Below are 22,096 nucleotides of genomic sequence, written 5' to 3'. Positions count from 1 at the left end.
GCAGGGGAGGTACACGGGTGCGTCAGCGTCCTGAGCCGCTCCTGGCCCTGTTCCCGGACCCGGTCACCGACCAGGAGCAGCCGGAACAGCCGGAGCAGCCGCAGCTCCCGGTGGCCGACGACGCCGGCCCGGTCGTCGCCGTGCCGACCGTGCCGACCGTGCCGACCGTGCCGACCGTGCCGAGCCGGGCCGTCGATCCGCCGGAGCCGGCCGGCGGTGCCGCGCCCGACGGGGCAGCACCGGACGGGGCCGCCGGGCCGGGTCGGCGCGGGACGGGACCGGGTCGCCGGTCGCGCCGGGACGCGACGCCGGCGGACGCACCCCGGTCGACGGGTCCCGGCGGCAGGTCCGGCGGCACCGTGCGGGCGACCCGCCGGGACAGGCCCGACACTCCGGCGTTGCCCCTGCCGGCGGAGCCCCTGCCGGCCGAGCCGCCGGCGCCGGCCGCCGCCCCGGCCGGCTCCGTGCACTTCCTGCACACCGCGGACTGGCAACTCGGGATGACCCGGTACTACCTCGACGGGGACGCGCAGCCGCGCTACACCGCCGCCCGGCTCCAGGCGGTCGAGCGCATCGGGACGCTCGCCGCGACCACCGGCGCCGAGTTCGTGCTGGTCTGCGGGGACGTCTTCGAGTCCAATGCGGTGGCGCCGCGCGTGGTCGGCCGCGCGCTCGAGGTGCTGGCCGGTGTGCCGGTCCCGGTGTACCTTCTGCCCGGCAACCACGACCCGCTGGACGCGGGCGCGGTGTACACCTCGCGGGCGTTCCGGTCGGCCGTCCCGGCGCACGTCACGGTGCTCGACCGTCCCGGGGTGCACGTGGTGCGGCCCGGGGTGGAGATCGTCGCCGCGCCATGGTTCGGCAAGCACCCGCGCACCGACCTGGTGGCGCAGGCGCTGGCGGAGCTGCCGCCGCCGGGGGACACCGCGGTGCTCCGTGTGGTGGCCGGGCACGGCGGTGTCGACGTGCTGGCCGGCGAGCGGCGGGATCCCGGCCAAATCGTGCTGGCGGTGCTGGAGCGTGCGCTCGCCGCCGGCCAGGTGCACTACGTGGCCCTGGGCGACCGGCACTCCGTGACGTCCGTCGGCCGGTCCGGGGCGGTCTGGTACTCGGGGACGCAGGAGGTCACCGACGTCGACGAGCAGGACCCGGGGCAGGTGCTGTCCGTCCGGCTGTCCGCCGACGGCGCGCAGGTCGAGGGGCACCGCGTCGGCTCGTGGACGTTCCGCGAGCTCGACCGCACCGTCGACCGCGACGCCGACCTGGACCTGCTCGACGCGGCGCTGGCCGACCTGCCCGCCAAGGACCGCACCGTGGTCTGGCTCGCCCTGACCGGCACGCTCGGCCCGGCCGGGCGGGCGCGGCTGGACGACCTGGTCGAGCAGCACGCGGAGCTGTTCGCCGCCGTCCGCATCCGCGAGTCGCGCAGCGACCTGGCGGTGCTGGTCGACCCCGGCGACCTCGGCGGCCTGGCGGTGGACGGCTACCTCCGCGGCGCCGTCGAGGAGCTGGCGGCCATCTCCGCCGACCCGGGACCCGAGGCCGACGTCGCGGGAGCGGCGCTGGCCCTGCTGCACCGCCTGGCCGGAGCGTCGCGGTGAAGCTGCACCGGCTGTCCGTCGACCGGTTCCGCGGTGTGCGGCACCGCGAGCTGGTGTTCCCCGACGCCGGCGTCGTCGTCATCGAGGGAGCCAACGAGGCGGGCAAGAGCTCGCTGGTCGAGGCGTTGGACCTGCTGCTGGAGGAGAAGGACAGCGCCACCAAGGCGCGGGTCCGGGCGGTGCAGCCGGTCGGCGAGGACGTGGGCACGACGGTCGAGGCCGAGCTCTCGGTGGGTCCGTACCGGTTCACCTACCGCAAGACCTGGAACCGGGGTGCGGGGACGACGCTCTCGCTGCACGCCCCGCGGCCCGAGCAGCTCACCGGGTCGAGGGCGCACGACCGGGTCGAGCAGCTGCTGGACGAGCACCTGGACCGCTTGCTGTGGAAGGCCCTGCGGGTGCTGCAGGGCGTCCCGCTGGAACAGAGCGGACTCGGGGACAGCGGCAGCCTCAGCGTCGCGCTGGACCGCGCGGCCGGGACCGCGGCCGAGGCAGGTCAGGACCTGCTCGGCGCCGTCGAGGCCGAGTACCTCCGCTGGCACACGCCGACCGGCCGGCCGACGGGGCCGTACCGGCAGGCGATCGAGCGGCACACCGCGGCACGGTCCGCCACCGAGGACGCGCGTACCGCCCTCGCCGAGCTGGCCGCGGCGGTGGACCTGCACGAGCTGCTCACCGGTCAGCTGGCCCAGGCGGTCGAGGTCGCCGGTGCGGCCGCGGCCGCGCTGCTCGCCGCGGAGCGAGCGGTGGCCGGCCTCGCGGCGGTGGAGGACGAGCGGGCGGTCACCGCCGAGGTGGCGCAGCGGGCGGGGCACCAGCTCCGGCAGGCCCGCGCCGACCAGCAGGTCCGGACCGGCCTGCACCGTCGGATCGACCGGCTGGCCGCCGAGATGGAGCGGCTGCAGGCCTCGGTGGAGCCGGCGACCGGCGCGCTGACCGAGCAGGACGGCGTCGTGGCCGGACGCGAGTCGGCGGAACGCACGACCTCCGCGGCGGTCGACCGGGCGGCCGCCCACGCGGTCGCCGCCCGCGACGACCTCGAGGTGGTCCTCCTGCTCGATCGGCACGCCGTCCTCGCCGAGCGGGTCGCCGCGGCCCGCACCGACATCCTGGAGCTCGCCGCGGCCCGCCGGGCGCTGGCCGGGCACCGGGTCGACCGGGAGGCCGTCCGGCGACTGGAGAAGGTCGCCCACGCCCGGGACGTCGCGCTCGCCCGGTGCGAGGCGGTGGCCGGTCACCTCGTCGTGCGCCCGCTGGCCGGGACGCCGGTACTGGTCGGCGGGCGGCCGGCCCCGCCGGCGGATCCGCCGCAACCCGTGGCGCTGACCGGCCCGGTCGAGATCGAGGTGCCCGGCGTCGTGCAGGTCACCGTCCTGCCCGGGCAGGACGCCGTCGCCCGCGGCGAGGAGGCGGCTGCGGCATCGACCCTGCTCGACCGGCTGTCGGCCGACCTCGGGGTCACCGGGGTCGAGGACGCCCGCCGCCGGTTGGCGGAGCGGGAACGCGACGAGGCCGCGGTGGTGCAGGCCGAGCACCGGCTCACCGGCCGGCTCGCCGGGGACACGCTCGGCGCGCTCGAGGCCGAGCTGGCGGACCTGCAGCTGCAGCGGGACCGGCTGCTCGGCGGACGCGGCGAGCAGCCGCTGCCCGACGACGCCCGGCACGCCCGAGCCCGGCGCAAGCAGGCCGAGGCAGCCGAGACGGCGGCCCGGGCGGACCACCGCGCGGCCGTCGACGGTCTGGCCGCTGCCCGGGCCACCGCGGCGGAACTGCGGGTCGAGCTGGCCACCACCACGGCGCGGCTCGCGGCGGCCGGTGCGGAGTCCGCGGTGGCCGAGGTCGAGCTGCGCGACGCCCGGTCCGTCGCCTCCGACGACGCGCTGGTCGAGGCGGTCGCGCTGGCCGACCGTGCCTGGCAGCTGGCCGACGCCGCTGCCCAGGAGGCCGACAAGCGCTGGCGTGAGGCCGATCCGGAGGGCGTGCGGGCCGCACGCCGCAGTGCCGGGTCCCGCCGGGACGCGGCCGAGCGGGCCAGGACCGACCTCGTCGAGCAGCTGCGGGACCTGTCGGCGCGGCTGGCCGTGATGGGCGAGCAGGGTCGGCAGGACCTGCTCGACGCGGCGCTGTCCGCGGAGCAGGCGGCGGCCGACGAGCTGGCGTCCGTCCGGGGTCGGGCCCGCGCCGCCGACCTGCTGTGGCGGACGGTGCAGGCGCACCGGGCGACCGCCAGGGCCGGGTACGTGGACCCCTTCCGGCGCCGGCTGGTGGCCCTGGCCGAGGTGTTGCACGGGCCGGGCGTCGACCTCGAGGTGGACGCCGACCTGCGCGTGGTGTCGCGCACCTGGCGCGGGTCGACCGTGCCGTTCGCGGCGCTGTCCACCGGCGCCCAGGAGCAGCTGGGGTTGCTCGTGCGGCTGACGGCGGCCCAGCTGCTCGGCGCGGGGGACGGGGACGGCGGCGTGCCGGTGATCCTCGACGACGCCCTGGGGCACACCGACGCGGTGCGGTTGGCCGCGATGGGCCGGGTGCTCGCCGAGGCCGCACCGGACATCCAGGTCGTGCTGCTGACCTGCACACCCGAGCGGTACACCGCGATCGCCGGAGCGACGGTGCTGCGACTCGACGGCGATCCCGCGGTGGCGGTTCCGGCGACCGCGGTGGCCGAGCCGACGACCGGGGCGGGGACGACGGCGGCACCCGTCCCGGCGACACCTGCGGCAGCAGCGCGTTCGACGCGGGTGCCACGTGCCGCCGCAGCGCCCGCCGCGGCGCCGACGTCCGGCGACATCGGCGGCGCCCGCGTGGCGGGCACGACCGGAGGACCCGGCGGTGGCGCCGGTGGGCCTGGCGACGCGACCGACCTCGGGAGCCACGCCGGCTGCGGCGACGTCCGCGAGCCCGGCCGCTCCGGCGACGGCCGCTCCGGCGACGGCCGCTCCCGCCGGGCCGGCGGCGCAGGCGACGGGACCGGCGCGGACCGCAGGGGCGGGGCGGTTCCGGTCTCGGGCGTCGGCGAGCTCGACGGGATGGACCAGCTGGGCCCGGAGGCGGGCGATGCAACGACGTGGCAGCCCGACGCGCTGGGCGGTGAGGTGGCGGCACCGATCCGGCCGGCGACGAACCCTGCCGAGCGCCCCGCGCCGGGAGTGGCGATTCAGGACCCGCGGGTGGCGCGGGTGCTGGCGGTACTGCGATCCGGCGGCCCGCTCACCCGCGCCGAAGTGCTCGCGCGGACCGGGTTGGACGAGCAGGACTGGACCGCCGTCCGCCGGGACCTGCTCGACTCAGGCCTGGTCCGGGTGACGGGTGCCCGTCGGGGGGTGCGCTACTCCGCCTGAGCGGATCGGGCGCCGGCGAGCGGTGTCACCGGTGCCGTCGGGGGGCGCTCGTCCGCCTGAGCGGGAGTCGGGCGCCGGCGAGCGGTGTCACCGGTGCCGTCGGGGGGCGCTCGTCCGCCTGGGGAGTCGGGCGCCGGCGGCAATTGTCACGGTGCCCGTAGGTGTGGCGCTGCTCCGCGTGAGAGGTGGGCCGGCGACGGGCTGCCCCGTGCCCGGTGCCCCGTGCCCCGTGCCCGTGCGGGCGAGGGCTCACTGCAGGTAGCGCTCGACCTCCTCGACGGGCCGCTGCTCGGCGTCCTCCGGATCCTGGCCGAACTCCCGCTTGGCGCGTCGCTGGCGCAGCAGGTCCCACGCCTGGTCGAGGGTCTGCTCCAGCGCGGTGAGCTGCGACTGCTCGTCGGCGGAGTCGACCTCGCCCGACCGGAACTGCTCGCGGAGCCGGTGCTCCTGCTCGACCAGTTCGTTGATGTGCTGGAGGATGTCGCGCTCCGACGTCATGTCCGCTCCCTTGCCCGGCCGCTGCCTGCGACCCTGCCACCGCCCGCGTTCCCTGCCTCGGGCGATCCTGCCACCGCCCGCGCGATCACTGGATGCCCTGCTCGAGGACCTCGGTGACCAGCGACAGCGCGACCGGGTCGCCGTGCTGGGTGACCGGTCCCACCGGCGGACGGCCCCACAGCCACGCGTCCAGGTCCCGGGCGGTCGCCTCGATCGTGAACGCCGGTTCTGCCGCCCCGGCCAGCGGGTCGACGTGCAGCAGCGGCTCGTCCCAGCTCCTGCCGGTGGACGGGCTCGTCCCCGACCAGCGTCCCGGGGTGATGTCCCAGGCGTGCCCGGTGTCGGTGGTGCGCACCCGGCCGGTCATCTCGCTGGTGGACACCGTGGCCCACGTCGGGGCGTACGAGAAGAAGGCCATCAAGGCCTCGTCGACGCCGTCGTCGGCCAGGTCGGCGTCCACCGGGCCGACCCGGCCGACGGTGGCTCCCGCGTCCAGCCGGTGGATCAACGCCTCGTGCGACATCCGGCGCCGCACGAAGCCCGCCGACCGATCCTGGTCCCACCACGTCCACACCGGCGTCTCCGGCGGCGTCCCGACCAGTGCGCGCTGCAGGTCCGCCGCGGCTCGCTCGGCCAGCCGCAGCAGGTCCCGGTAGTCGTCCGGGCGGTCCGGCCTGGCCGCCTCGGCGGCGTCCGGCTCGGTCAGCCGGTCCCGCACGACGGTGCCCCAGAACAGCTGCACCTCGGCCAGGTGCCACACCAGGTCGGCGGCGGTCCAGTCCGGGCAGGTGGGCACCCGCGCTCCCGGGTCGGCGTCGCGGAGCAGCTCGCGGAAGCGGCCGCTGTCCCGGGCGAGGTGCTCGAGGTGGTCCACGGTGTTCACCATGGCCGGACCCTACGGTCGGGCACCGACAGCCGTCCGTCGTCGACGCGGGCCGGTCGGCGCCGGATGCAGGTGCAGCGTCGGAGCGCGACGGCAGGTGGATCGGGACGGTGCCGAGCCGCCGGCCGCTGCCGCGTGTGCGCCCGGACCGGCGCCTGCCGTCGCACCTCACGTCACACCTCCGTCTTGGACGTCGCCTCGTAGTTGCGTTCTGTCAGCTGCGAGTGCAGGTAGTCGTCGTCCAACAGCTTCAACAGCTGCCACCGGTGCTGCGGCGAGGCGTCGTACTGCAGGCGGGGTTCCGCTCCACTCCGGTCGAGAGGCACGTCGATGTGGGGGTTGTCGGCCAGGAAAGTCAGCAGGCGGGGCATGGTGATGGAGTCCGCGTACTGCGGGCTGTCGAGCTTGTCCTGCACGGCGGCGAGCTTGTGCATCATCCGGGGGTCGGCGAGACACGTCTCCCGGAGCTGCTCGACGCCGACCACCTCGAGCCGGCCGAGGGTGCGGTCGAAGGTCTGCGCTGCCTGCTCCGCCAGACCCGGCAGGGCGCCGAACAGCGACTCGTACGCCCGGGCCGACTGCAGCACGACCCAGTCACCGACGACGACGACCCGCAGCGCCCGGTCGATGACCAGGGGCTCGGCCATGGAGTCCCAGCGCTCACCCGACCACACACCGAAGACGCGCTTCCGCTGCAACGCCTTGTCCTGCGAGAAGCCCTGGTACATCCGCGCCACGATCTCGCCACGGTGGTCGACGAGCACGAACACCAGCACGTTCTGCCGCCCGAAGCGCTGCCCCCGGCCGTACTGCAGCCGACCCTGCGTCGTCACGGCGGCGTCGAGTGCCGCCAGCGGCCCGTCCGCGAGCGGGGTGTACAGCCACTGGTGCGGCGCCGGGTGGAAGTCCGGGTGGTGCCGGCGCAGCTCGGCCTCGGCGGCCTCGGCCGCACCGCCGGCGCACACCGCACGCAGCTCGGCCGCCAGCTCCGCGCCGAGCGGCAGGTCGTACACCAGGGGCGAGGCGGACCGGTGGTCCGCCACGGCGAGCAGCTGCACGTCGAACCGGTCGGGATCGACGACGGCGCCGAGCAGCTCGCGGACGGCGGAGGCCACGGCACCGTCCTGGTGGCGCGCGGGGTCGCCGGCCGGCTCGTCGACGGGCAGAGGGCGGGCGGCGGTCATGGACTGTTCCCTTCCGGCGGACCGAGGTCGACGAAGACGTACCCGCCCAGGTGCACCAGGCGGATCTGCTGGTCCGCGGCCAGGTGCCAGGAGCGGCTCAGCACCACGGCGACATCCCGTTCGCGGCGGGACACGTCGAACACGCGGTACCCGAGCAGGGCGAAGAGCGGGTTGGCGTAGTACAGGTCGCTCTGCAGGTACAGCACGGCGATCAGCACCAGGTACACCAGCAGTGCCCACCTAGTGCTCGGCGGCGCGGCGGCGGTGACGAAGAACGGGACCACGTAGGAGGCGAAGAACTTGAGGGCCTCGCCCTCGCGCGGGGACGCCTCGTGGACCCGGGTGGTGACGGCGTTGCGCCGGGGCAGCGCCCACCGCAGGAAGACGGCCGTCGCGGCGATGCCGGCCACGCAGACGGCGGCGAAGAGCCAGCGCAGGGCCTGGACACCGAACAGGTCCAGCACGGCGAGCAGCAGCAGCAGCGGCGAGTAGGCGGCGGCGAGGAACAGCAGCCGCACCGGCAGCGCCGGGCGGAAGGCGGCCCGAGCCGCGGCGGCCCTCACCGCGGCGGATCCTGCGTCGGCGTCCTCACCCAGCGGACGCTACGCAGCACCCCCGACAGTCCCGGGTCGGCGTCCCGGGGCCGGCGGCTCCGCCGCGAGCCGGCAGTGCCTCGCGTCCCGCGACGGCGCGCCGGAGGCCTTGCCGGGAGCCGGTGGTGCCTGCGGCGTCCCCGGAACCCACCGGCCGCCGGCCGGAGCCGGCGGTGTCCGCTCCGGGAGGACCAGGCGGTGGCAGTGCCACGAGGACCAGGTGGTGGTCCTGCCGGGAGGACCACCGGTGGCCGTGCCGGAACGCTCCCGCCGCCCGCGGGCAGGCGCCCGCCGACCGGACGACCCGCTGTTCCCGCTGTCCCCACCGTCCCCACTGCACCGGCAGCACCGGGGCAGCGTGGGGCGCCGGATGCGGCGCGCGCGGGGAGTGCCCCCGCGAAACGCACCGGAGGGAGGCGGGAACACCGCGGCCGCCCCCGCGGTTGCTGGCCGGCATGACGACCATCGGATTCATCGGCAGCGGACACATCGGCTCGAGCCTGGCCCGGCTCGCCGTCGCATCGGGCCACGACGTGGTGCTCTCCAACTCCAGGGGCCCGGAGACCCTCGCCGACCTCGTCGCGGACGTGGGTCCGCAGGCCCGGGCGGCGGACGCCGCCGGCGCCGCCGCGGCCGCCGACCTGGCGGTGGTGACCATCCCGCTCGCGGCCTACCGGCAGGTGCCGGTCGAGCCGCTGGCGAGCATGATCGTGATCGACACGGACAACTACTACCCGCAGCGCGACGGCGTGATCCCCGAGCTCGAGGACGAGAGCACGACGACGGCCGAGCTGCTGCAGGCGCACCTGCCCACCTCGCGCGTCGTCAAGGCCTTCAACCACATCGGGTCGGAGGAGCTGCTGACGCAGGGCCGGCCGTCCGGGACGCCCGGGCGCCGGGCGCTGGCCATCGCCGGCGACGACCCCGACGCCAAGGCCGCCGTGGCCGCGCTGATCGACCGCTGGGGCTTCGACGTCGTCGACGCCGGGCCGCTCGCCGAGGGATGGCGCTTCCAGCGCGACACCCCGGCGTACGGACCCCCACTGGACCGGGACGGGATGGTCGCCGCGCTCGCGGCCGCCCGCCGGTACGCCGACACCGACTGACCGACCGCGGACCGGGGGAGGCGGCCGCCGCCGCCCGGGACCGGCAGCACCGCCGGACGGCGGTGATCCCGGGGGCGGGACGAGGGCCGCGGGGTGATCCGCTGCAGAGGCGGGAGCCGCGGGGTGATCCGGGCGGCGCGGCGGAGAGCCGCAGGGTGAGCCGGGCGGCACTGCGGGGCCAGGGCCTCGCCGTCGGCAGGGCACGCTGCGGCGACACCCCACCGGCCCGCCTCGCCGCGGCCCGCCACCACCCCGGCGACGGCCGGTGGCCGGTGCGGCAGCAGACTGGCCGCGCCGGCGGCCGCCGGTGGGGACAGCGGAGGAGCACCGGCAGTGGACGACGACGCCGCGGGACGCATCGACGGCATCCGCATCTGGGACGGGCGCGCCGAGCTCGGTGTCGGGTCGCTGGCGTGGGCCGCGGGCCGGCTGACGGCCGTCGGCCCGCCCGCCGGCCCGGCCGCCGGTGACGGCGCCGGGAGTGCCGGGCCGGCAGCCGGCGCCGACGAGCTGTGCGTGCTCCCCGGGCTGGTCGACACCCACGTCCACCTCGGTGGTTTCGCCGGACGCAAGGGCGACCCGGCCGGGCGAGACGGCTACACCTGGCCCCTGGTCACGACGGTGCAGGAACAGACCCTGCACGTCGTGGCGAACGCCCAGCGGGCGATGCGCAGCGGCGTCACCACGCTGCGGGACCTGGCCGCGGACGAGCAGCAGGCGGCAGCCCGCCGGGTGTTCGAGGCCGAGGTGCTGCCCGGTCCGCGGCTGCAGGTGTCCGGTCCGGTCGGGATGACGGCCGGCCACCTCGACCTGTTCACCCCGCCGGCGGTCCGGGACCGGCCGGCCACCGCCGACGGTCCCGACGCCTGCCGCGCCCTGGTCCGGCGCTGGGCCAGGGCCGGGATGACCGGCATCAAGATCTTCACCAGCGGCGGCGTGCTGTCCATCGGCGACCGGGTCGGCTGGCGCAACCACACCCGTGCGGAGATCGCCGCCACCATCGACGAGGCGCACGCCCTCGGCATGCTGGTCGCCTGCCACACCCACACCGCCGAGGGCATCGACCTGGCGCTGGAGGAAGGGGCCGACTCGATCGAGCACGGCTCGGCGATGACCGCCGCGCAGGCCGAGGTGCTCGCCGAACGCCGGATCCCGGTCGGGCCGACGCTGCTGATCAACGAGGTGATCGCGGAACGCTCGGCCACCGGCAACGCGGAGGCCAGGGACGCCGCCGTGGAGGTGGTCGCGGCCCGGGACCGGGTGTTCCCGCTCGCGGCGGCCGCGGGCGTGCGGTTCGTGCTGGGCACCGACGCCAGCGGCTACTTCGTCGAGTTCGGGCAGCAGTGGGACGAGCTGCGCCGGATGACGGCCGTCCTGGGCTGGGACGCCGAGCGCGCCCTGCAGGCCGGCACCTCGGATGCGGCCGCGTCGTTGGGCCTCGGCGAGCTGGTGGGCCGGCTGGCCCCCGGGATGGCGGCGGACCTGGTGGTGCTGCGCGGCACCCCGTGGCGGGACCCGGCCCACCTGGCGGCGGACCGGGTCGTCGCGGTGGTCAGCCGAGGTCGGCTGGTGGCGGGTTCGCTGCCGGCAGCGCCCGCCGGAACTCGCTGACCAGCGCCACCGCCCGGTCGGTCAACCGGTCGAGCAGGCGGCGGCCCAGCTCGGCCGTCGCGGGGGTCGGGTCGCCGAACACGCCGGAGCGCGACAACCGGTGCAGCGGTTCCGACAGCTCCGGGAACGTCGCGGGGAAGTCCGGGTACTCGGCGACCGCCCGCTCCATCCGGACGTGCTCGGGCTCCAGCGCCAGCACCACCGACGTCTCGAACTCGTCCGCGTGCATCAGGCCCCAGCCGGCCGGCGCGGTCGTGCACAGCTCGGCCGCGATCTCCGCGAGCCCCGGGTAGTTGACGACGAGCACCGGTCGTGACGTCTCGGCGCGCACCTGCTGCGCCGCCAGCTCGAGGGGTGCGCGGTTGCCGAAGTCGCCGTTGACCACCACCACCCCGCGGGCGCCCTGGCGCACCAGTGCCCGGCAGATGTCCGCGGCGACGGCCCGGACCGTCTCGAAGGACAGCGACACGGTGCCGGGGAAGCCGTCGTTGCCCACCGTGTGCCCGTAGGTCACGGCCGGCAGCAGCCACCCGTCGACCTGCTCGGCGATCCGTCCGGCGAGCCCGGCGGCCATGACCGTGTCGGTGGCCAGCGGCAGGTGCGGACCGTGCTGCTCGTGGGCGCCGAACGGCAGGATCGGCAGCGCGCCGCGGCCCAGCGCCCGGGCGGCGTCGGGCCAGGCGGCCGAGTGCGGGTGGCTCACCGGGTGACGACGGCGGCCGCCAGCCCCGCCAGGTGGGCCAGCCTGGCCACCTCGGAGTTGCGCATGACCGGGCCACCGGGACGGCCGACGAGGACGGCGACGTCCGGCGAGCCGATCGGCGCGACCGCCATCTCGGTGCCGATCGTCTTCCAGTCCTCCGGCACCCAGGCGGCCTCCGGGTCCAGGCCGGCGGCCTGCTCGACCGGTGCCCAGCCCGGCTCCACCCCGTCCAGCGTCGGGGCGCCCCCGCCGCCGGCCAGGACCTCGACGGCGCCGTCCGGGCCGACCCGCACGACCAGCGACCAGCCCGCCCGCAGCACCTTGGGCAGCATCCGGGCCAGGGTCTGCAGCGCGTGGTCGGGATCGGCGGCCAGCGCCTCGACCAGCTCCCACTCGTGGTGCCGGTCGGCCACCCCGGGGTCGGGCCGGACCGACTCCACCCGCACGCCGGGTACCGTCTCGGCGGCCGTGATCAGCACGTCCGGCTGCCGGCCGCTCGGCAGGTCCACGACGATGTCGTCGACCGCCTGGTCGGCGGACCGCTCGACGATGTCCATCGCCAGGATGTCGCCCTCGACCCGTCCCAGCGCGCTGGCCACCGCCCCGAGGGTGCCGGGCCGATCCGGCAGCACCACCCGCAACACGTACGACACCGATCTCTCCTGCCTGTGCGGCCCCTCCACATCACCGACGGACCTCTGGCGGCGTGGTGCGGAACCTACCGGGTTCCCGGGACACCACCAGTGTGGTGACGGACAGTTTCCGGCAGGTCACCGACGTGCGTCCGGCAGGTGCCACCGGCGTGTTCGCCACAGTGCCCACGGGGTTCTCCAGGTCGATGCTGCCCCCGTCGGGCACGCCGGGTCACCGGTGCCGCGGCACTTGGCGGACGTGCTGCGCCGACGGCTGAAAATCGTTGCGACGGGGCGCCGGCCTTCCGTACATTCGTTGGTACACGGGAGAGGAGGTGGTCCGACGTTGAATACTTTTCGGACTCGTGAGGTGACTGGCCGCTAGGCCGTCGTTCACCGCGCCGGGCTGTTCGCCCGTCCCTTCGGACGGCGGTCTGGCTAGCACCGGACAGTCACCCGACCCCCGGGCGCCGATCTTGTCCAGTCGGCCCGTCCCCCGCACCGTGCGGGGAGCGGAAGTGCCCGGGGGTTGTCCGTACCCCCAGGACGTCCAGCCCCCAGGACCGCTGGCACGCCGCCGTGCACCGGGTCCCGGCCGCGGCCGTAGGCTCGGCCGCACCATGGGCACCCGGTCGTCGAGCGCATTCCGCAGCCGCAGGCGTCGAGAGGTCGCCGCGGCGGAAGCGGTCCGCCGGCCGGCGCGCGTCGGGCGCCATCCCCGGCCGGGAGGCCCGCGGCCGGTCCGCCGAGGCGCCGGGTGGTCGAGGTGAGCCGGGCCGGCGGGCTGCTGGTTGCCGGGACGTCGTCGGACGCCGGGAAATCGCTCTTTACCACCGGGATCTGCCGCTACCTGTCGCGACAGGGCCTGCGCGTGGCGCCGTTCAAGGCGCAGAACATGTCGAACAACTCGATGGTCTGCGCGGACGGCGCCGAGATCGGCCGGGCCCAGTACCTGCAGGCACGGGCAGCGGGCGCCGTCCCCGAGTCCGCGATGAACCCCGTGCTGCTCAAGCCCGGCTCGGACCGGCGGTCCCACGTCGTCGTCCGCGGGCGACCCGCCGGCGTGCTGCAGGCGGGTGAGTGGGCCACCGGCCGGCGTCACCTGGCCGAGGCGGCGTTCGCGGCCTACGAGGAACTGGCCGCCCGGTTCGACGTGGTGGTCTGCGAGGGAGCGGGATCCCCGGCCGAGATCAACCTGCGACCCGGTGACTACGTGAACATGGGCCTGGCGCGACGCTTCTCGCTCCCGGTCGTGGTGGTGGGCGACATCGACCGCGGCGGCGTGCTGGCCGCGCTGTACGGCACCGTCGAACTCCTGGATCCCGCCGACCGGGAACTGGTGCGGGCCTTCGTCGTCAACAAGTTCCGCGGCGACGTCGCGCTGTTGCGGCCGGGTCTCGACCGGATCACCGAGCTGACCGGCGTCCCGTTCTGGGGTGTGCTGCCCTGGCTCGACGGGGTCTGGCTGGACGGCGAGGACACCCTCACGGTCGCGCGGTGGCGGGACGGCCGGACGGACACCCTGCCGAATACCCTGCCGGACACCGTGCTCGACAGCGTTCCCGACCGGCCGGTGCGGGTCGCCGTCGTGCGCTTCCCGCGGCTGTCGAACGCGACCGACATCGACGCCCTGGCCGCCGAACCCGGCGTGCAGGTGACGCTGGCGACCGATCCGCTGGATCTGCGGTCCGCGGACGTCGTGGTGCTGCCGGGTACCCGGTCGACCCTGGGGGACCTGGCCTGGCTGCGCCGACGTGGACTGGCCGACGAGGTCGTCGCGGCGGCCGGGCGGGGGGTGCCGGTGCTCGGCATCTGCGGCGGCTACCAGATGCTCGCCCGCCGGATCGACGATCCCGAGGCGGTGGAGTCCCCGGAGGCCGGCGTGGCGGACGGCCTCGGGTTGCTGCCCACGACCGTGACGTTCCTCCGCGACAAGGTGCTGGCCACCACCGTGGGCCGGTGGCGCGGCCGGCCGGTCGAGGCGTACGAGATCCACCACGGGGTGGCGAGCCTCGACCCCGCCGGCGGTGAGGTGACCGAGACGTTCCTGGACGGCTACCGGGTCGGCGGCGTCTGGGGCACCATGCGGCACGGCACGTTCGAGAACGACGACTTCCGCCGCGGTTGGCTCGCCGAGGTCTCCGGTGGCCGCGTCCCGGTCGCTGGAACGCCGGCCGGAGGGGGCTTCCGGGCTCGGCGGGACGCGATGATCGACGTGCTCGCCGATGCCGTGGCCGCGCACCTGGACACCGCGGCGCTGCTGCGGGCGGTGGGTCGGTGACCGGCCCGGCAACCCGGGGGAGGGACCGGTGAAGCTGCTGTGGATCATCGGCATCGGACCGGGAGACCCCGAACAGATCACCCTGCAGGCGGTGGCGGCGCTCGGCGCGACCGACGTCGTCTTCGCCGTCGACAAGGCCGACGGCGCGGACGTCTCCGAGCTGGCGGCGCTGCGCGACGAGCTGTGCCGGCGGCACGCGGCACCGGGCCACCGCGTGGTCCACATCGCCGACCCGCCGCGGGAGCGCCGGCCCGCCGACTACGCCGCCACGGTGGCCGACTGGCACGGCGCCAGGGCCGACCGGTACGAGGCCGCCTTCGCCGGGCTGGGACCCGACGAGGTGGGGGCGTTCCTGGTGCTCGGGGATCCCGGCTGGTACGACTCGACCATCCGGATCGTCGAACAGGTCCTCGCCCGCGGGACGCTGGACTTCGACTGGCGGGTGGTGCCCGGGGTGACCAGCGTGAGCGCCCTGGCGGCGGCGCACCGGACCGTGCTGCACGGCGTCGGCCGGCCGCTGCTGGTCACGACCGGCCGGCGGCTGACGGACGGCACCGCCGACGGGTTCGACGACGTCGCCGTGCTGCTGGACGGCGGGCTGGCCTGCGAGGACCTCCCGGACGGCGGGGAAGGTCTCGACATCTTCTGGGGCGCCAACGTCGGCACCCCCGGCGAGACCCTGGTGGCCGGACCGTTGCCCGAGGTGCTGCCGCGCATCGCCGCGGTGCGCGCCGCGGTCCGCGCGGCGCGGGGATGGGTGCTCGACACGTACCTGCTGCGCCGCCGACGCTGAGAGGTCCACGCCGCCGGCCACGCACCCCCGGCGGTCAGGGCGCCCTCGGGTCAGTCGGCAGGCTCGGCGTGCCACCCGTGCCACGGCAGCAGCCGGCGCAGCGGAAGGACCCGCGCGTGTCCGAGAACGACCTGAGCATCGAGGTTGCCGGGGTGCAACAGCCGGAGGAACTCCCGGCACCGGCCGCACGGCGGCAGGACGTGCAACCGGCCGTCGGGATCCCGCCACACCGCGACGATGGCGGTCACCCGGGGATCGGCCCGGGTCACCATCGCGCTCACCGCGCCCTGTTCGGCGCACACCCCGAGGTACCCGGCGACCGAGGCGCCGGTGTGCACGGCACCCTCGCCGTCACGCAGCGCGCAGGCGACGTCGGCCACCCACAGGCCGTCGCGCTCCCGCGGCCGCAGGGCCCTCGCCGCGGCGCTGATCAGCGCGTCGACCCAGGCTTCCGTCACCGACCCACCGTAGGGCGGGTGGGCGGCGGGAGGGAGCGGGGTTCGAACGGCCGGGTCAGCCGGCGGCGGGCCACGCGGGAAGGTCGTCGAGACCCCGCAGGTGGTCCCGCAGGCCCCGCAGCAGATCCAGGTGCGCGCGGACCACCTCGGCCAGCTGCTGCAGGCACTCGACCTGCGCGGGCAGCACCGGATGCGGCCGGGCGTCGGTGACGCACAGCGTGCCGACGACCGCGCCCTCCCGGCCGCGGACCGGGACGCCGACGTAGGCGCCGATCATGCCGGTGCGGACGCGGAGGTTGTCGCGGAAGCCGCTGTCCCGCGAGGCATCCGGGAGCACCAGCGGCTGCTCGGTGCGCACCACCGTGTCGCAGAGCGACAGGTGGCGCGGCAGGGCGTCGACCCGGTCGAGGCCGATCACGGCGACGGTGTGCTGGGTGTCGAGATCCAGGACGTTGACCATCGCGGCCGGGAACCCGGTCGCACGGCGCGCCAGGTCCAGGACCGGCCGCAGGTGCGCCGTGTCGAGCCCGTCGAGGTACCGGCGGGCGTCCCACGCCCGCCCGGCGTCGCCCTCGGGGCGGCGCACCCCGCCCCCCGCCGTCCGTCCTGCCATGGTCCGCCCCCGCGTCCGTTCCGCCCGCAGCCCTGCCGCCGGTCCACCGTGCCACCGTGCCGCCGTGCCGCCGCGCCGCCGCGCCGCCCGAGGGCGGGCGCGCGACCCGACAGGCACAGTGCAGCAGGGACATCCGACCGGCGGGCCCGGTCGGCGCGGATTCACCCCGACGTGCAGCGCGGGGCGGGCGGTCGCCCGAGGTCACCCGCCGCGTCCTCGACCGGCGACGGCCGGGACAGCTCGTCGGCGGCCCAGACCGCGAACGCCAGCACCTGTCGGTGCCCGTCGCCGGCGGGTCCGTCCGGTCCGAGCCGCCACGCCGTCGCCCGGTCCGCCAGTCCGCTCCACCGCGGGTGGCGGCGGGCGACCCAGCGGGCCGCGGCCGCCTTGCCGGCGGGCCGGCCGGTCGCGTGCAGGTGCAGTGCCCGGCACAGGATGAGCACCGTGTAGGCGTCCCCGCCGAGGGTGGTGGCCCGCGCGGCCCGGCCGGCCACCGCGGCGGCGTAGCCGCGGGCACACTCGACCAGGTCCACGGCCGGCACCGGGTCGATCCACCGGGCCGGGGCCGGACCTGCGACCAGAACCGCGTTCTCGCGGGCGTCGGACAGGTTGAGCGTCCACTCCCGGCCCGCCGAGCGCAGGTGCAGCGGTTCCCCGGGACTGACCACCGCGAGCGGACCGGGGGTGCTGCGGTACGTCCGCAAGGTCTCCCGCGGCACGTACAGCACCTCGACGCGGTCCTGCCAGGCCGGCCGCCCGGCGACCAGCTCGGCGTGCAGGGCCGCCAGTCGGTAGAGCTCGTCGGGCGTCGGCGGGTCGTCGAGCACGGCCAGCAGGTCCACGTCGCTGATCCCCGGGTCGTAGGCCCCGGCGGCCACGGAGCCGAAGACCGACAGGGACAGCAGCCGGTCGCCGAGCACGGTCCGGAGGCCCCGGTGCAGGGCGCCGACCAGCTCGTCGACGTCCGGGTGCGAGGTCACCGGCACGCGGACGAGGGTACGGCCGCACGGCGCGGCGTCAGGTCGCCAGCGCGCTGCCCAGGGCCGCGACGGTGTCCGGGGCGACCCGGGTGAAGAAGGCGTCCGTGTGCTCGCCGGCCGACAGTGCGCCCGCCGGTTCCGGCCGCAGCACCGAGCGCAGCCGGCGGACCTGGTCGGCGAACGGGTCGTCGCGGCCGCAGTCGACCCGCACCGGGATGCCGGACAGCGCGGCGGCGCCGGCGATCACGTCGTGCGCGCGGAAGTCGTCCGCGTCGTCGAAGGCCACCTCGGAGGACGACGGGTAGTCGGCGAACAGCGCGGGTGACGTCGCCGCCACGGCCGCCACCCGGGCGGGACCCAGCGTCTCGCCCAGCAGCAGTGCCCCGTACCCGCCCATCGACCAGCCGGCCAGGCCCACCCGGCCGGTCCGGAGCCCCTGCCGGGCCAGCAGCGGCAGGAACTCGTCGGTGATCATCCGCTGCGGGTCGTCGCCGGAGCGTCGCCGGTGCCAGTAGGTGTTGCCGCCGTCGACGGTGGCCAGCGCGAACGGCGGCACGCCGGAAGCGGTGGCGGCGGCCAGGAACCGGTCGTATCCCAGCCGCTCGAACGAGGTGCTGTGGTCGGCGTCCCGGCCGTGCAGCAGGACCGCCACCGGCAGCGGGCCGGTCACCCCGGGCGGCCGGGAGACGGACCAGCCGACGACCGTGCCGCGGGCGGCCGAGCGCCAGGACCCGGTAACCGTCGGTCCCGGGTCCACGTCCGGGATGTCGCCGCCGCCGCCGTCCAACCCGAGCAGCGCGTTCAGCCGGGCCCGTCCCGGCAGGGCACCGGCCTCCACCAGGCCGGCGCCGCCGGCACCCGCGACGAGGGTGGCGGCGGCTCCGATCAGCACGGCGCGGCGAGTGACGGGCACCCGGGAAGTATGGGCGCCGCGTCCGGTTCGCGGAGCGGATCTCCGGAACCGGCCGGTGTCAGCGGTCCTCGAGGTCGCCCTCGACGTCCAGGTAGCACTGCTGCAGCTCGCTCAGGGTCTGCGGGTCGGGCTCGGCCCACAGGCCCCGGTCGGCGGCCTCGGTGAGCCGCTCGATCATGCCGCGCAGCGCCCACGGATTGGCGTGGGACAGGAACTCGCGGTTGGTGGGGTCGAGAGCGTACGTGCGGGCGACGGTCTCGTACATCCAGTCGGTGACCACCCCGGTGGTGGCGTCGAAGCCGAACAGGTAGTCGACGGTCGCGGCCATCTCGAACGCGCCCTTGTAGCCGTGCCGCCGCATGGCCGCCATCCACCGGGGGTTCACCACCCGCGCGCGGAACACCCGGGCGGTCTCCTCGGTCAGCGAGCGGGTGCGGACCGCGTCCGGCGAGGTCGAGTCGCCGACGTAGGCCCGCGGGGCCGTGCCGGTCAGCGACCGCACCGTCGCCACCATGCCGCCGTGGTACTGGAAGTAGTCGTCGGAGTCGAGGATGTCGTGCTCGCGGCTGTCGGTGTTCTTGGCGGCCACGGCGATCCGGCGGTAGTTGGCCTGCATGTCCTCGGTGGCCGCGCGGCCGTCGAGGCCGCGGCCGTAGGCGTACCCGCCCCAGGCCGTGTATACCTCGGCGAGATCGGCGTCGTCGCGCCAGGTCCCGGATTCCAGCAGCGGCAGCAGCCCGGCGCCGTAGGAGCCGGGCATCGATCCGAAGATCCGGGTCGTCGCCCGCCGCGCATCGCCGTGCGCCGCCAGGTCCGCCCGGGTGTGTGCCCGCACGTAGTTCTCGTCGTCGCCCTCGTCGAGGTCGGCGACCAACCGGACCGCGTCGTCCAGCATGGCCACCACGTGCGGGAAGGCGTCGCGGAAGAAGCCGGAGATGCGCACGGTGACGTCGATGCGCGGCCGGCCCAGTTCGGCCAGCGGCAGCACGGACAGGTCGGTGACCCGCCGGGACGCCTCGTCCCACACCGGCACCACGCCGAGCAGGGCCAGCACCTCGGCGACGTCGTCGCCGGACGTCCGCATCGCGGAGGTGCCCCAGACCGACAGGCCCACCGAGCGCGGGTACGTCCCGGTCTCGGCCAGGTAGCGGTCCACCAGCGAGGCGGCCATGGCGCTGCCGGTCTCCCAGGCCAGCCGGGACGGGACCGCCTTGGGGTCGACGGAGTAGAAGTTGCGGCCCGTCGGCAGCACGTTGACCAGGCCGCGCAGCGGCGAACCGGACGGCCCCGGCTCGACGAAACCACCGTCCAGCGCGTGCAGCACGGCGGTCAGCTCGGCGGCGGTCCCGGCGAGCCGGGGCACCACCTCCGTCGCCGCGAAGGCCAGCACGGTGGCCACGGCGGGATCCGCGTCACCGAGCCGGGACCGCACCACGTCCGGCACGGCATCGACCCGCCACCCGCGGTCCTCCATGTCCTGCACCAGTTCTCGCGCCCTGGCCTCGGCGGCGTCGACCGCGGCCAGATCCGCCCCGTCCTTGAGGCCGAGCGCCGCGCGCAACCCCGGCACGGCACCGGCCGTGCCGCCCCACACCTGGCCGGCCCGCAGCACCGCCAGCACCAGGTCGACCCGGGTGGACCCCTCCGGCGGCTGGCCGAGCACGTGCAGCCCGTCGCGGATCTGCACGTCCTTGATCTCGCACAGCCAGCCGTCGACGTGCAGCAGGAAGTCGTCGAACTCGCTGTCGTGCGGCCGCCCCTGCGTGAGCCCCAGGTCGTGGTCGAGCTTGGCGGCCTGGATCAGGGTCCAGATCTGCGCCCGGATCGCCGGCAGCTTCGCCGGGTCCATCGCGGCGATCCCGGCATGCTCGTCCAGCAGCTGCTCGAGACGGGCGATGTCGCCGTAGCTCTCGGCCCGCGCCATGGGCGGCACCAGGTGGTCGACGATCGTGGCGTGTGCCCTGCGCTTGGCCTGCGTGCCCTCCCCGGGGTCGTTGACCAGGAACGGGTAGACCAGCGGCAGGTCGCCGAGCGCGGCGTCGGTACCGCAGTCGGCGGACATGCCCACGTTCTTGCCGGGCAGCCACTCCAGGTTCCCGTGCTTGCCCAGGTGCACCACCGCGTGCGCGCCGAAGTCGCGCTCGATCCACCGGTACGCGGCCAGGTAGTGGTGCGACGGTGCCAGGTCCGGGTCGTGGTAGATCGCGACCGGGTTCTCGCCGAAGCCGCGGGGCGGCTGCACCAGGATGGCGACATTGCCGGCCCGCAGGACGGCCAGCACGATCTCGCCGTCCGCGTCGGTGCGCCGGTCGACGAACAGCTCGCCCGGCGCAGGTCCCCAGGCGGCCTCGACCTCGCTGCGCAGGGTGGGCGACAGGTCGTCCAGCCACTGCCGGTAGGTGGCGGCCGGGATGCGGACCGACTGCCCGTCGGCCGTGGCGTCCAGGGTCAGCCAGTCCGGGTCCTGGCCGCCGGCGTCGATGAGGGCGTGGATCAGGGCGTTGCCCCGGGTGGTGTCCGGGTCCTCGCCGTCGACCGGCTCGACCGGCCCCAGCCCAGGAAGCGGTGCGGGACCGCCCGGCAGCTGCTCCGCGGGACCGACGTCGTAGCCGGCGTCCCGCAGCGCCCGCAGCAGCCGGATCGCCGAGACCGGGGTGTCCAGCCCGACCGCGTTGCCGATCCGGGAGTGCTTGGTGGGGTAGGCGGACAGCACCAGCGCGATCCGGCGCTGCGCGGGCGGGGTGTGCCGCAGCCGGGCGTGGGCCAGCGCGATCCCCGCGACCCGCCCGCAGCGCTCGGGGTCGGCGACGTAGCGGGGGAGCGCGGCGTCGTCGAGCGGGTCGACCTCCTTGAACGAGAACGGCACGGTGATCAGCCGCCCGTCGAACTCGGGGACCGCCACCTGCGTCGCGACGTCCAGCGGCGACAGGCCCTCGGACGCCTCCGCCCACACCTGCCGGCTGCCGGTCAGGCACAGGCCCTGCAGGATCGGGATGCCCAGCGCCGCCAGCGTCGAGACGTCCCAGCTGCCGTCGTCCTCGCCGGCCGAGGCGCCCGCCGGGCGGGTGCCGCCGGCGGCCAGCACGGTGACCACCAGCACGTCGCACCGGCCCAGCTCGGCGAGCAGGTCGGCGGGCGCGGCCCGCAGCGAGGCGCAGAAGATCGGCACGGCGGTGCCGCCCCTGCGGTCGATCTCGTCGGCCAGGGCGTGCACGAAGGCGGTGTTCCCGGACAGCTGGTGGGCGCGGTAGAACAGCACGCCGACGCGCGGGCGTCGGGCGCCGCCCGCCGGCTCGGCCGGTGCCGGCCGGTCCAGCAGACCCCAGTCCGGCATGCGGGCCGGCGGCTCGAAGCCGTCGCCGGTGAGCAGCACCGTGTCCGACAGGAAGGCGTGCAGCTGCGCCAGGTTGGTGGCGCCGCCCTCGGCCAGGTAGCGGTGCACCTGGGCGGCGGTGCCGACCGGCACCGTCGACAGCCGCATCAGTTCCGCGTCCGGGGTGCGCTCGCCGCCGATCACGACCGTCGGCAGGCCGATGCGGCGCAGCTCGTCCAGACCGTCCTGCCAGCTGCGGGCGGTGCCCAGGATGCGCACCACCACGACGTCCGCGCCGGCGAGCACGGCAGGCAGGTCGGCGGCCGGGTCCAGTCGTGCCGGGTTGGCCAGGGTGTACCCGGCGCCGCTGACGCGGGCGGACAGCAGGTCGGTGTCGGACGTCGACAGCAGGGCGATGCGCGGCACGGGAGGCCTCTCTCACCGGGCCTGGGACCGGTGTGGACGGACCGCAGGCCAGTGTCCTGACTGCCGGATCGTCGCTCGCCCCTGCGCCTTCCCCCGGTCGTGGCGGCTGCGGGCAGCCGGCGTGCCGGTGTGGCGGTGCGCCGCCGCGGGGGCGGCACACGTCGAGGTCC

17 protein-coding genes are annotated in these 22,096 nt (G+C 76.1%); 6 read left to right on the top strand and 11 right to left on the bottom strand.

What is annotated here, in order from left to right:
- The first annotated feature begins 17 nt into the window (after nucleotides 1–17).
- Nucleotides 18–1,601, top strand: a complete 1,584-nt coding sequence (locus tag IEY37_RS00680) for a metallophosphoesterase family protein (RefSeq protein ID WP_229673481.1) — start codon at nucleotides 18–20, stop codon at nucleotides 1,599–1,601.
- Nucleotides 1,598–4,939 carry an AAA family ATPase gene (locus IEY37_RS00675; protein WP_188939602.1) on the top strand — a complete coding sequence of 1,114 codons (3,342 nt, stop codon included), beginning with the start codon at nucleotides 1,598–1,600 and terminating at the stop codon, nucleotides 4,937–4,939. Before IEY37_RS00680 ends, IEY37_RS00675 begins: the two co-directional genes overlap by 4 nt.
- A 249-nt stretch (nucleotides 4,940–5,188) precedes the next feature.
- Here the strand turns inward: IEY37_RS00675 and IEY37_RS00670 are convergent, their stop codons facing one another.
- From IEY37_RS00670 to IEY37_RS00655, 4 genes are all read right to left on the bottom strand, one after another.
- Nucleotides 5,189–5,437, bottom strand: a complete 249-nt coding sequence (locus IEY37_RS00670) for a DUF2630 family protein (RefSeq protein WP_188939601.1) — start codon at nucleotides 5,435–5,437, stop codon at nucleotides 5,189–5,191.
- An 85-nt stretch (nucleotides 5,438–5,522) separates the two neighbouring features.
- Nucleotides 5,523–6,323 (bottom strand): maleylpyruvate isomerase family mycothiol-dependent enzyme, encoded by an 801-nt coding sequence (locus tag IEY37_RS00665; RefSeq protein WP_188939600.1) that lies wholly within the window; start codon nucleotides 6,321–6,323, stop codon nucleotides 5,523–5,525.
- Nucleotides 6,324–6,493: 170 nt separating this feature from the next.
- Nucleotides 6,494–7,504, bottom strand: a complete 1,011-nt coding sequence (locus tag IEY37_RS00660) for a Kiwa anti-phage protein KwaB-like domain-containing protein (RefSeq protein WP_188939599.1) — start codon at nucleotides 7,502–7,504, stop codon at nucleotides 6,494–6,496.
- Nucleotides 7,501–8,067, bottom strand: coding sequence for a KwaA family protein (locus IEY37_RS00655; protein ID WP_188939598.1), 567 nt, complete (start codon nucleotides 8,065–8,067; stop codon nucleotides 7,501–7,503). Before IEY37_RS00655 ends, IEY37_RS00660 begins: the two co-directional genes overlap by 4 nt.
- A gap of 485 nt (nucleotides 8,068–8,552) precedes the next feature.
- Between IEY37_RS00655 and IEY37_RS00650 the strand changes: the two genes are divergently transcribed.
- On the top strand, nucleotides 8,553–9,203 hold the full coding sequence (locus IEY37_RS00650; protein ID WP_188939597.1) for an NADPH-dependent F420 reductase: 651 nt from the start codon (nucleotides 8,553–8,555) through the stop codon (nucleotides 9,201–9,203).
- Between the two features lie 333 nt (nucleotides 9,204–9,536).
- Nucleotides 9,537–10,814: an amidohydrolase family protein gene (locus IEY37_RS00645; RefSeq protein ID WP_188939596.1), complete on the top strand. Its 1,278-nt coding sequence runs from the start codon at nucleotides 9,537–9,539 to the stop codon at nucleotides 10,812–10,814.
- On the opposite strand, the gene IEY37_RS00640 is transcribed toward IEY37_RS00645, so the two are convergent.
- Both IEY37_RS00640 and IEY37_RS00635 read right to left on the bottom strand, forming a co-directional pair.
- Nucleotides 10,756–11,517, bottom strand: coding sequence for a creatininase family protein (locus IEY37_RS00640; protein WP_188939595.1), 762 nt, complete (start codon nucleotides 11,515–11,517; stop codon nucleotides 10,756–10,758). The genes IEY37_RS00645 and IEY37_RS00640 overlap by 59 nt on opposite strands.
- On the bottom strand, nucleotides 11,514–12,170 hold the full coding sequence (locus tag IEY37_RS00635) for an ACT domain-containing protein (protein ID WP_188939594.1): 657 nt from the start codon (nucleotides 12,168–12,170) through the stop codon (nucleotides 11,514–11,516). Before IEY37_RS00635 ends, IEY37_RS00640 begins: the two co-directional genes overlap by 4 nt.
- A 745-nt stretch (nucleotides 12,171–12,915) precedes the next feature.
- Between IEY37_RS00635 and IEY37_RS00630 the strand changes: the two genes are divergently transcribed.
- Both IEY37_RS00630 and cobF read left to right on the top strand, forming a co-directional pair.
- Entirely contained in the window at nucleotides 12,916–14,430 is a 1,515-nt protein-coding gene (locus tag IEY37_RS00630; protein ID WP_188939593.1) for a cobyric acid synthase, read from the top strand.
- A 28-nt stretch (nucleotides 14,431–14,458) separates the two neighbouring features.
- On the top strand, nucleotides 14,459–15,223 hold the full coding sequence (cobF, locus tag IEY37_RS00625) for a precorrin-6A synthase (deacetylating) (protein ID WP_188939592.1): 765 nt from the start codon (nucleotides 14,459–14,461) through the stop codon (nucleotides 15,221–15,223).
- Between the two features lie 50 nt (nucleotides 15,224–15,273).
- Here cobF and IEY37_RS00620 read toward each other — a convergent pair whose 3' ends face one another.
- The 5 genes from IEY37_RS00620 to cobN all read right to left on the bottom strand — a co-directional run bounded on the left by IEY37_RS00620 (nucleotide 15,274) and on the right by cobN (nucleotide 21,926).
- On the bottom strand, nucleotides 15,274–15,681 hold the full coding sequence (locus IEY37_RS00620; RefSeq protein ID WP_188939591.1) for a cytidine deaminase family protein: 408 nt from the start codon (nucleotides 15,679–15,681) through the stop codon (nucleotides 15,274–15,276).
- A gap of 55 nt (nucleotides 15,682–15,736) precedes the next feature.
- Nucleotides 15,737–16,294: a GAF domain-containing protein gene (locus IEY37_RS00615; RefSeq protein WP_188939590.1), complete on the bottom strand. Its 558-nt coding sequence runs from the start codon at nucleotides 16,292–16,294 to the stop codon at nucleotides 15,737–15,739.
- Between the two features lie 161 nt (nucleotides 16,295–16,455).
- Entirely contained in the window at nucleotides 16,456–17,280 is an 825-nt protein-coding gene (locus IEY37_RS00610) for an aminoglycoside adenylyltransferase domain-containing protein (RefSeq protein WP_188939589.1), read from the bottom strand.
- A 31-nt stretch (nucleotides 17,281–17,311) separates the two neighbouring features.
- Complete coding sequence (locus IEY37_RS00605; protein ID WP_188939588.1) at nucleotides 17,312–18,187, bottom strand: alpha/beta hydrolase; 876 nt, start codon at nucleotides 18,185–18,187, stop codon at nucleotides 17,312–17,314.
- A 58-nt stretch (nucleotides 18,188–18,245) separates the two neighbouring features.
- On the bottom strand, nucleotides 18,246–21,926 hold the full coding sequence (cobN, locus tag IEY37_RS00600; RefSeq protein WP_188939587.1) for a cobaltochelatase subunit CobN: 3,681 nt from the start codon (nucleotides 21,924–21,926) through the stop codon (nucleotides 18,246–18,248).
- Nucleotides 21,927–22,096: the final 170 nt, after the last annotated feature.

Origin of the sequence: Nakamurella endophytica (assembly GCF_014646215.1) — a bacterium.
GTDB classification, from domain to species: Bacteria; Actinomycetota; Actinomycetes; order Mycobacteriales; family Nakamurellaceae; genus Nakamurella; species Nakamurella endophytica.
Note: the sequence above shows the minus strand (reverse complement) of the source record. Positions and strands in the feature narration are given on the sequence as shown.

Coding starts and splice junctions, on each gene's coding strand:
- IEY37_RS00670 (WP_188939601.1), bottom strand. CDS start 5,437: ATGACGTCGGAGCGCGACATCCTCCAGCACATCAACGAACTGGTCGAG.
- IEY37_RS00615 (WP_188939590.1), bottom strand. CDS start 16,294: ATGGCAGGACGGACGGCGGGGGGCGGGGTGCGCCGCCCCGAGGGCGAC.
- IEY37_RS00650 (WP_188939597.1), top strand. CDS start 8,553: ATGACGACCATCGGATTCATCGGCAGCGGACACATCGGCTCGAGCCTG.
- IEY37_RS00665 (WP_188939600.1), bottom strand. CDS start 6,323: ATGGTGAACACCGTGGACCACCTCGAGCACCTCGCCCGGGACAGCGGC.
- IEY37_RS00660 (WP_188939599.1), bottom strand. CDS start 7,504: ATGACCGCCGCCCGCCCTCTGCCCGTCGACGAGCCGGCCGGCGACCCC.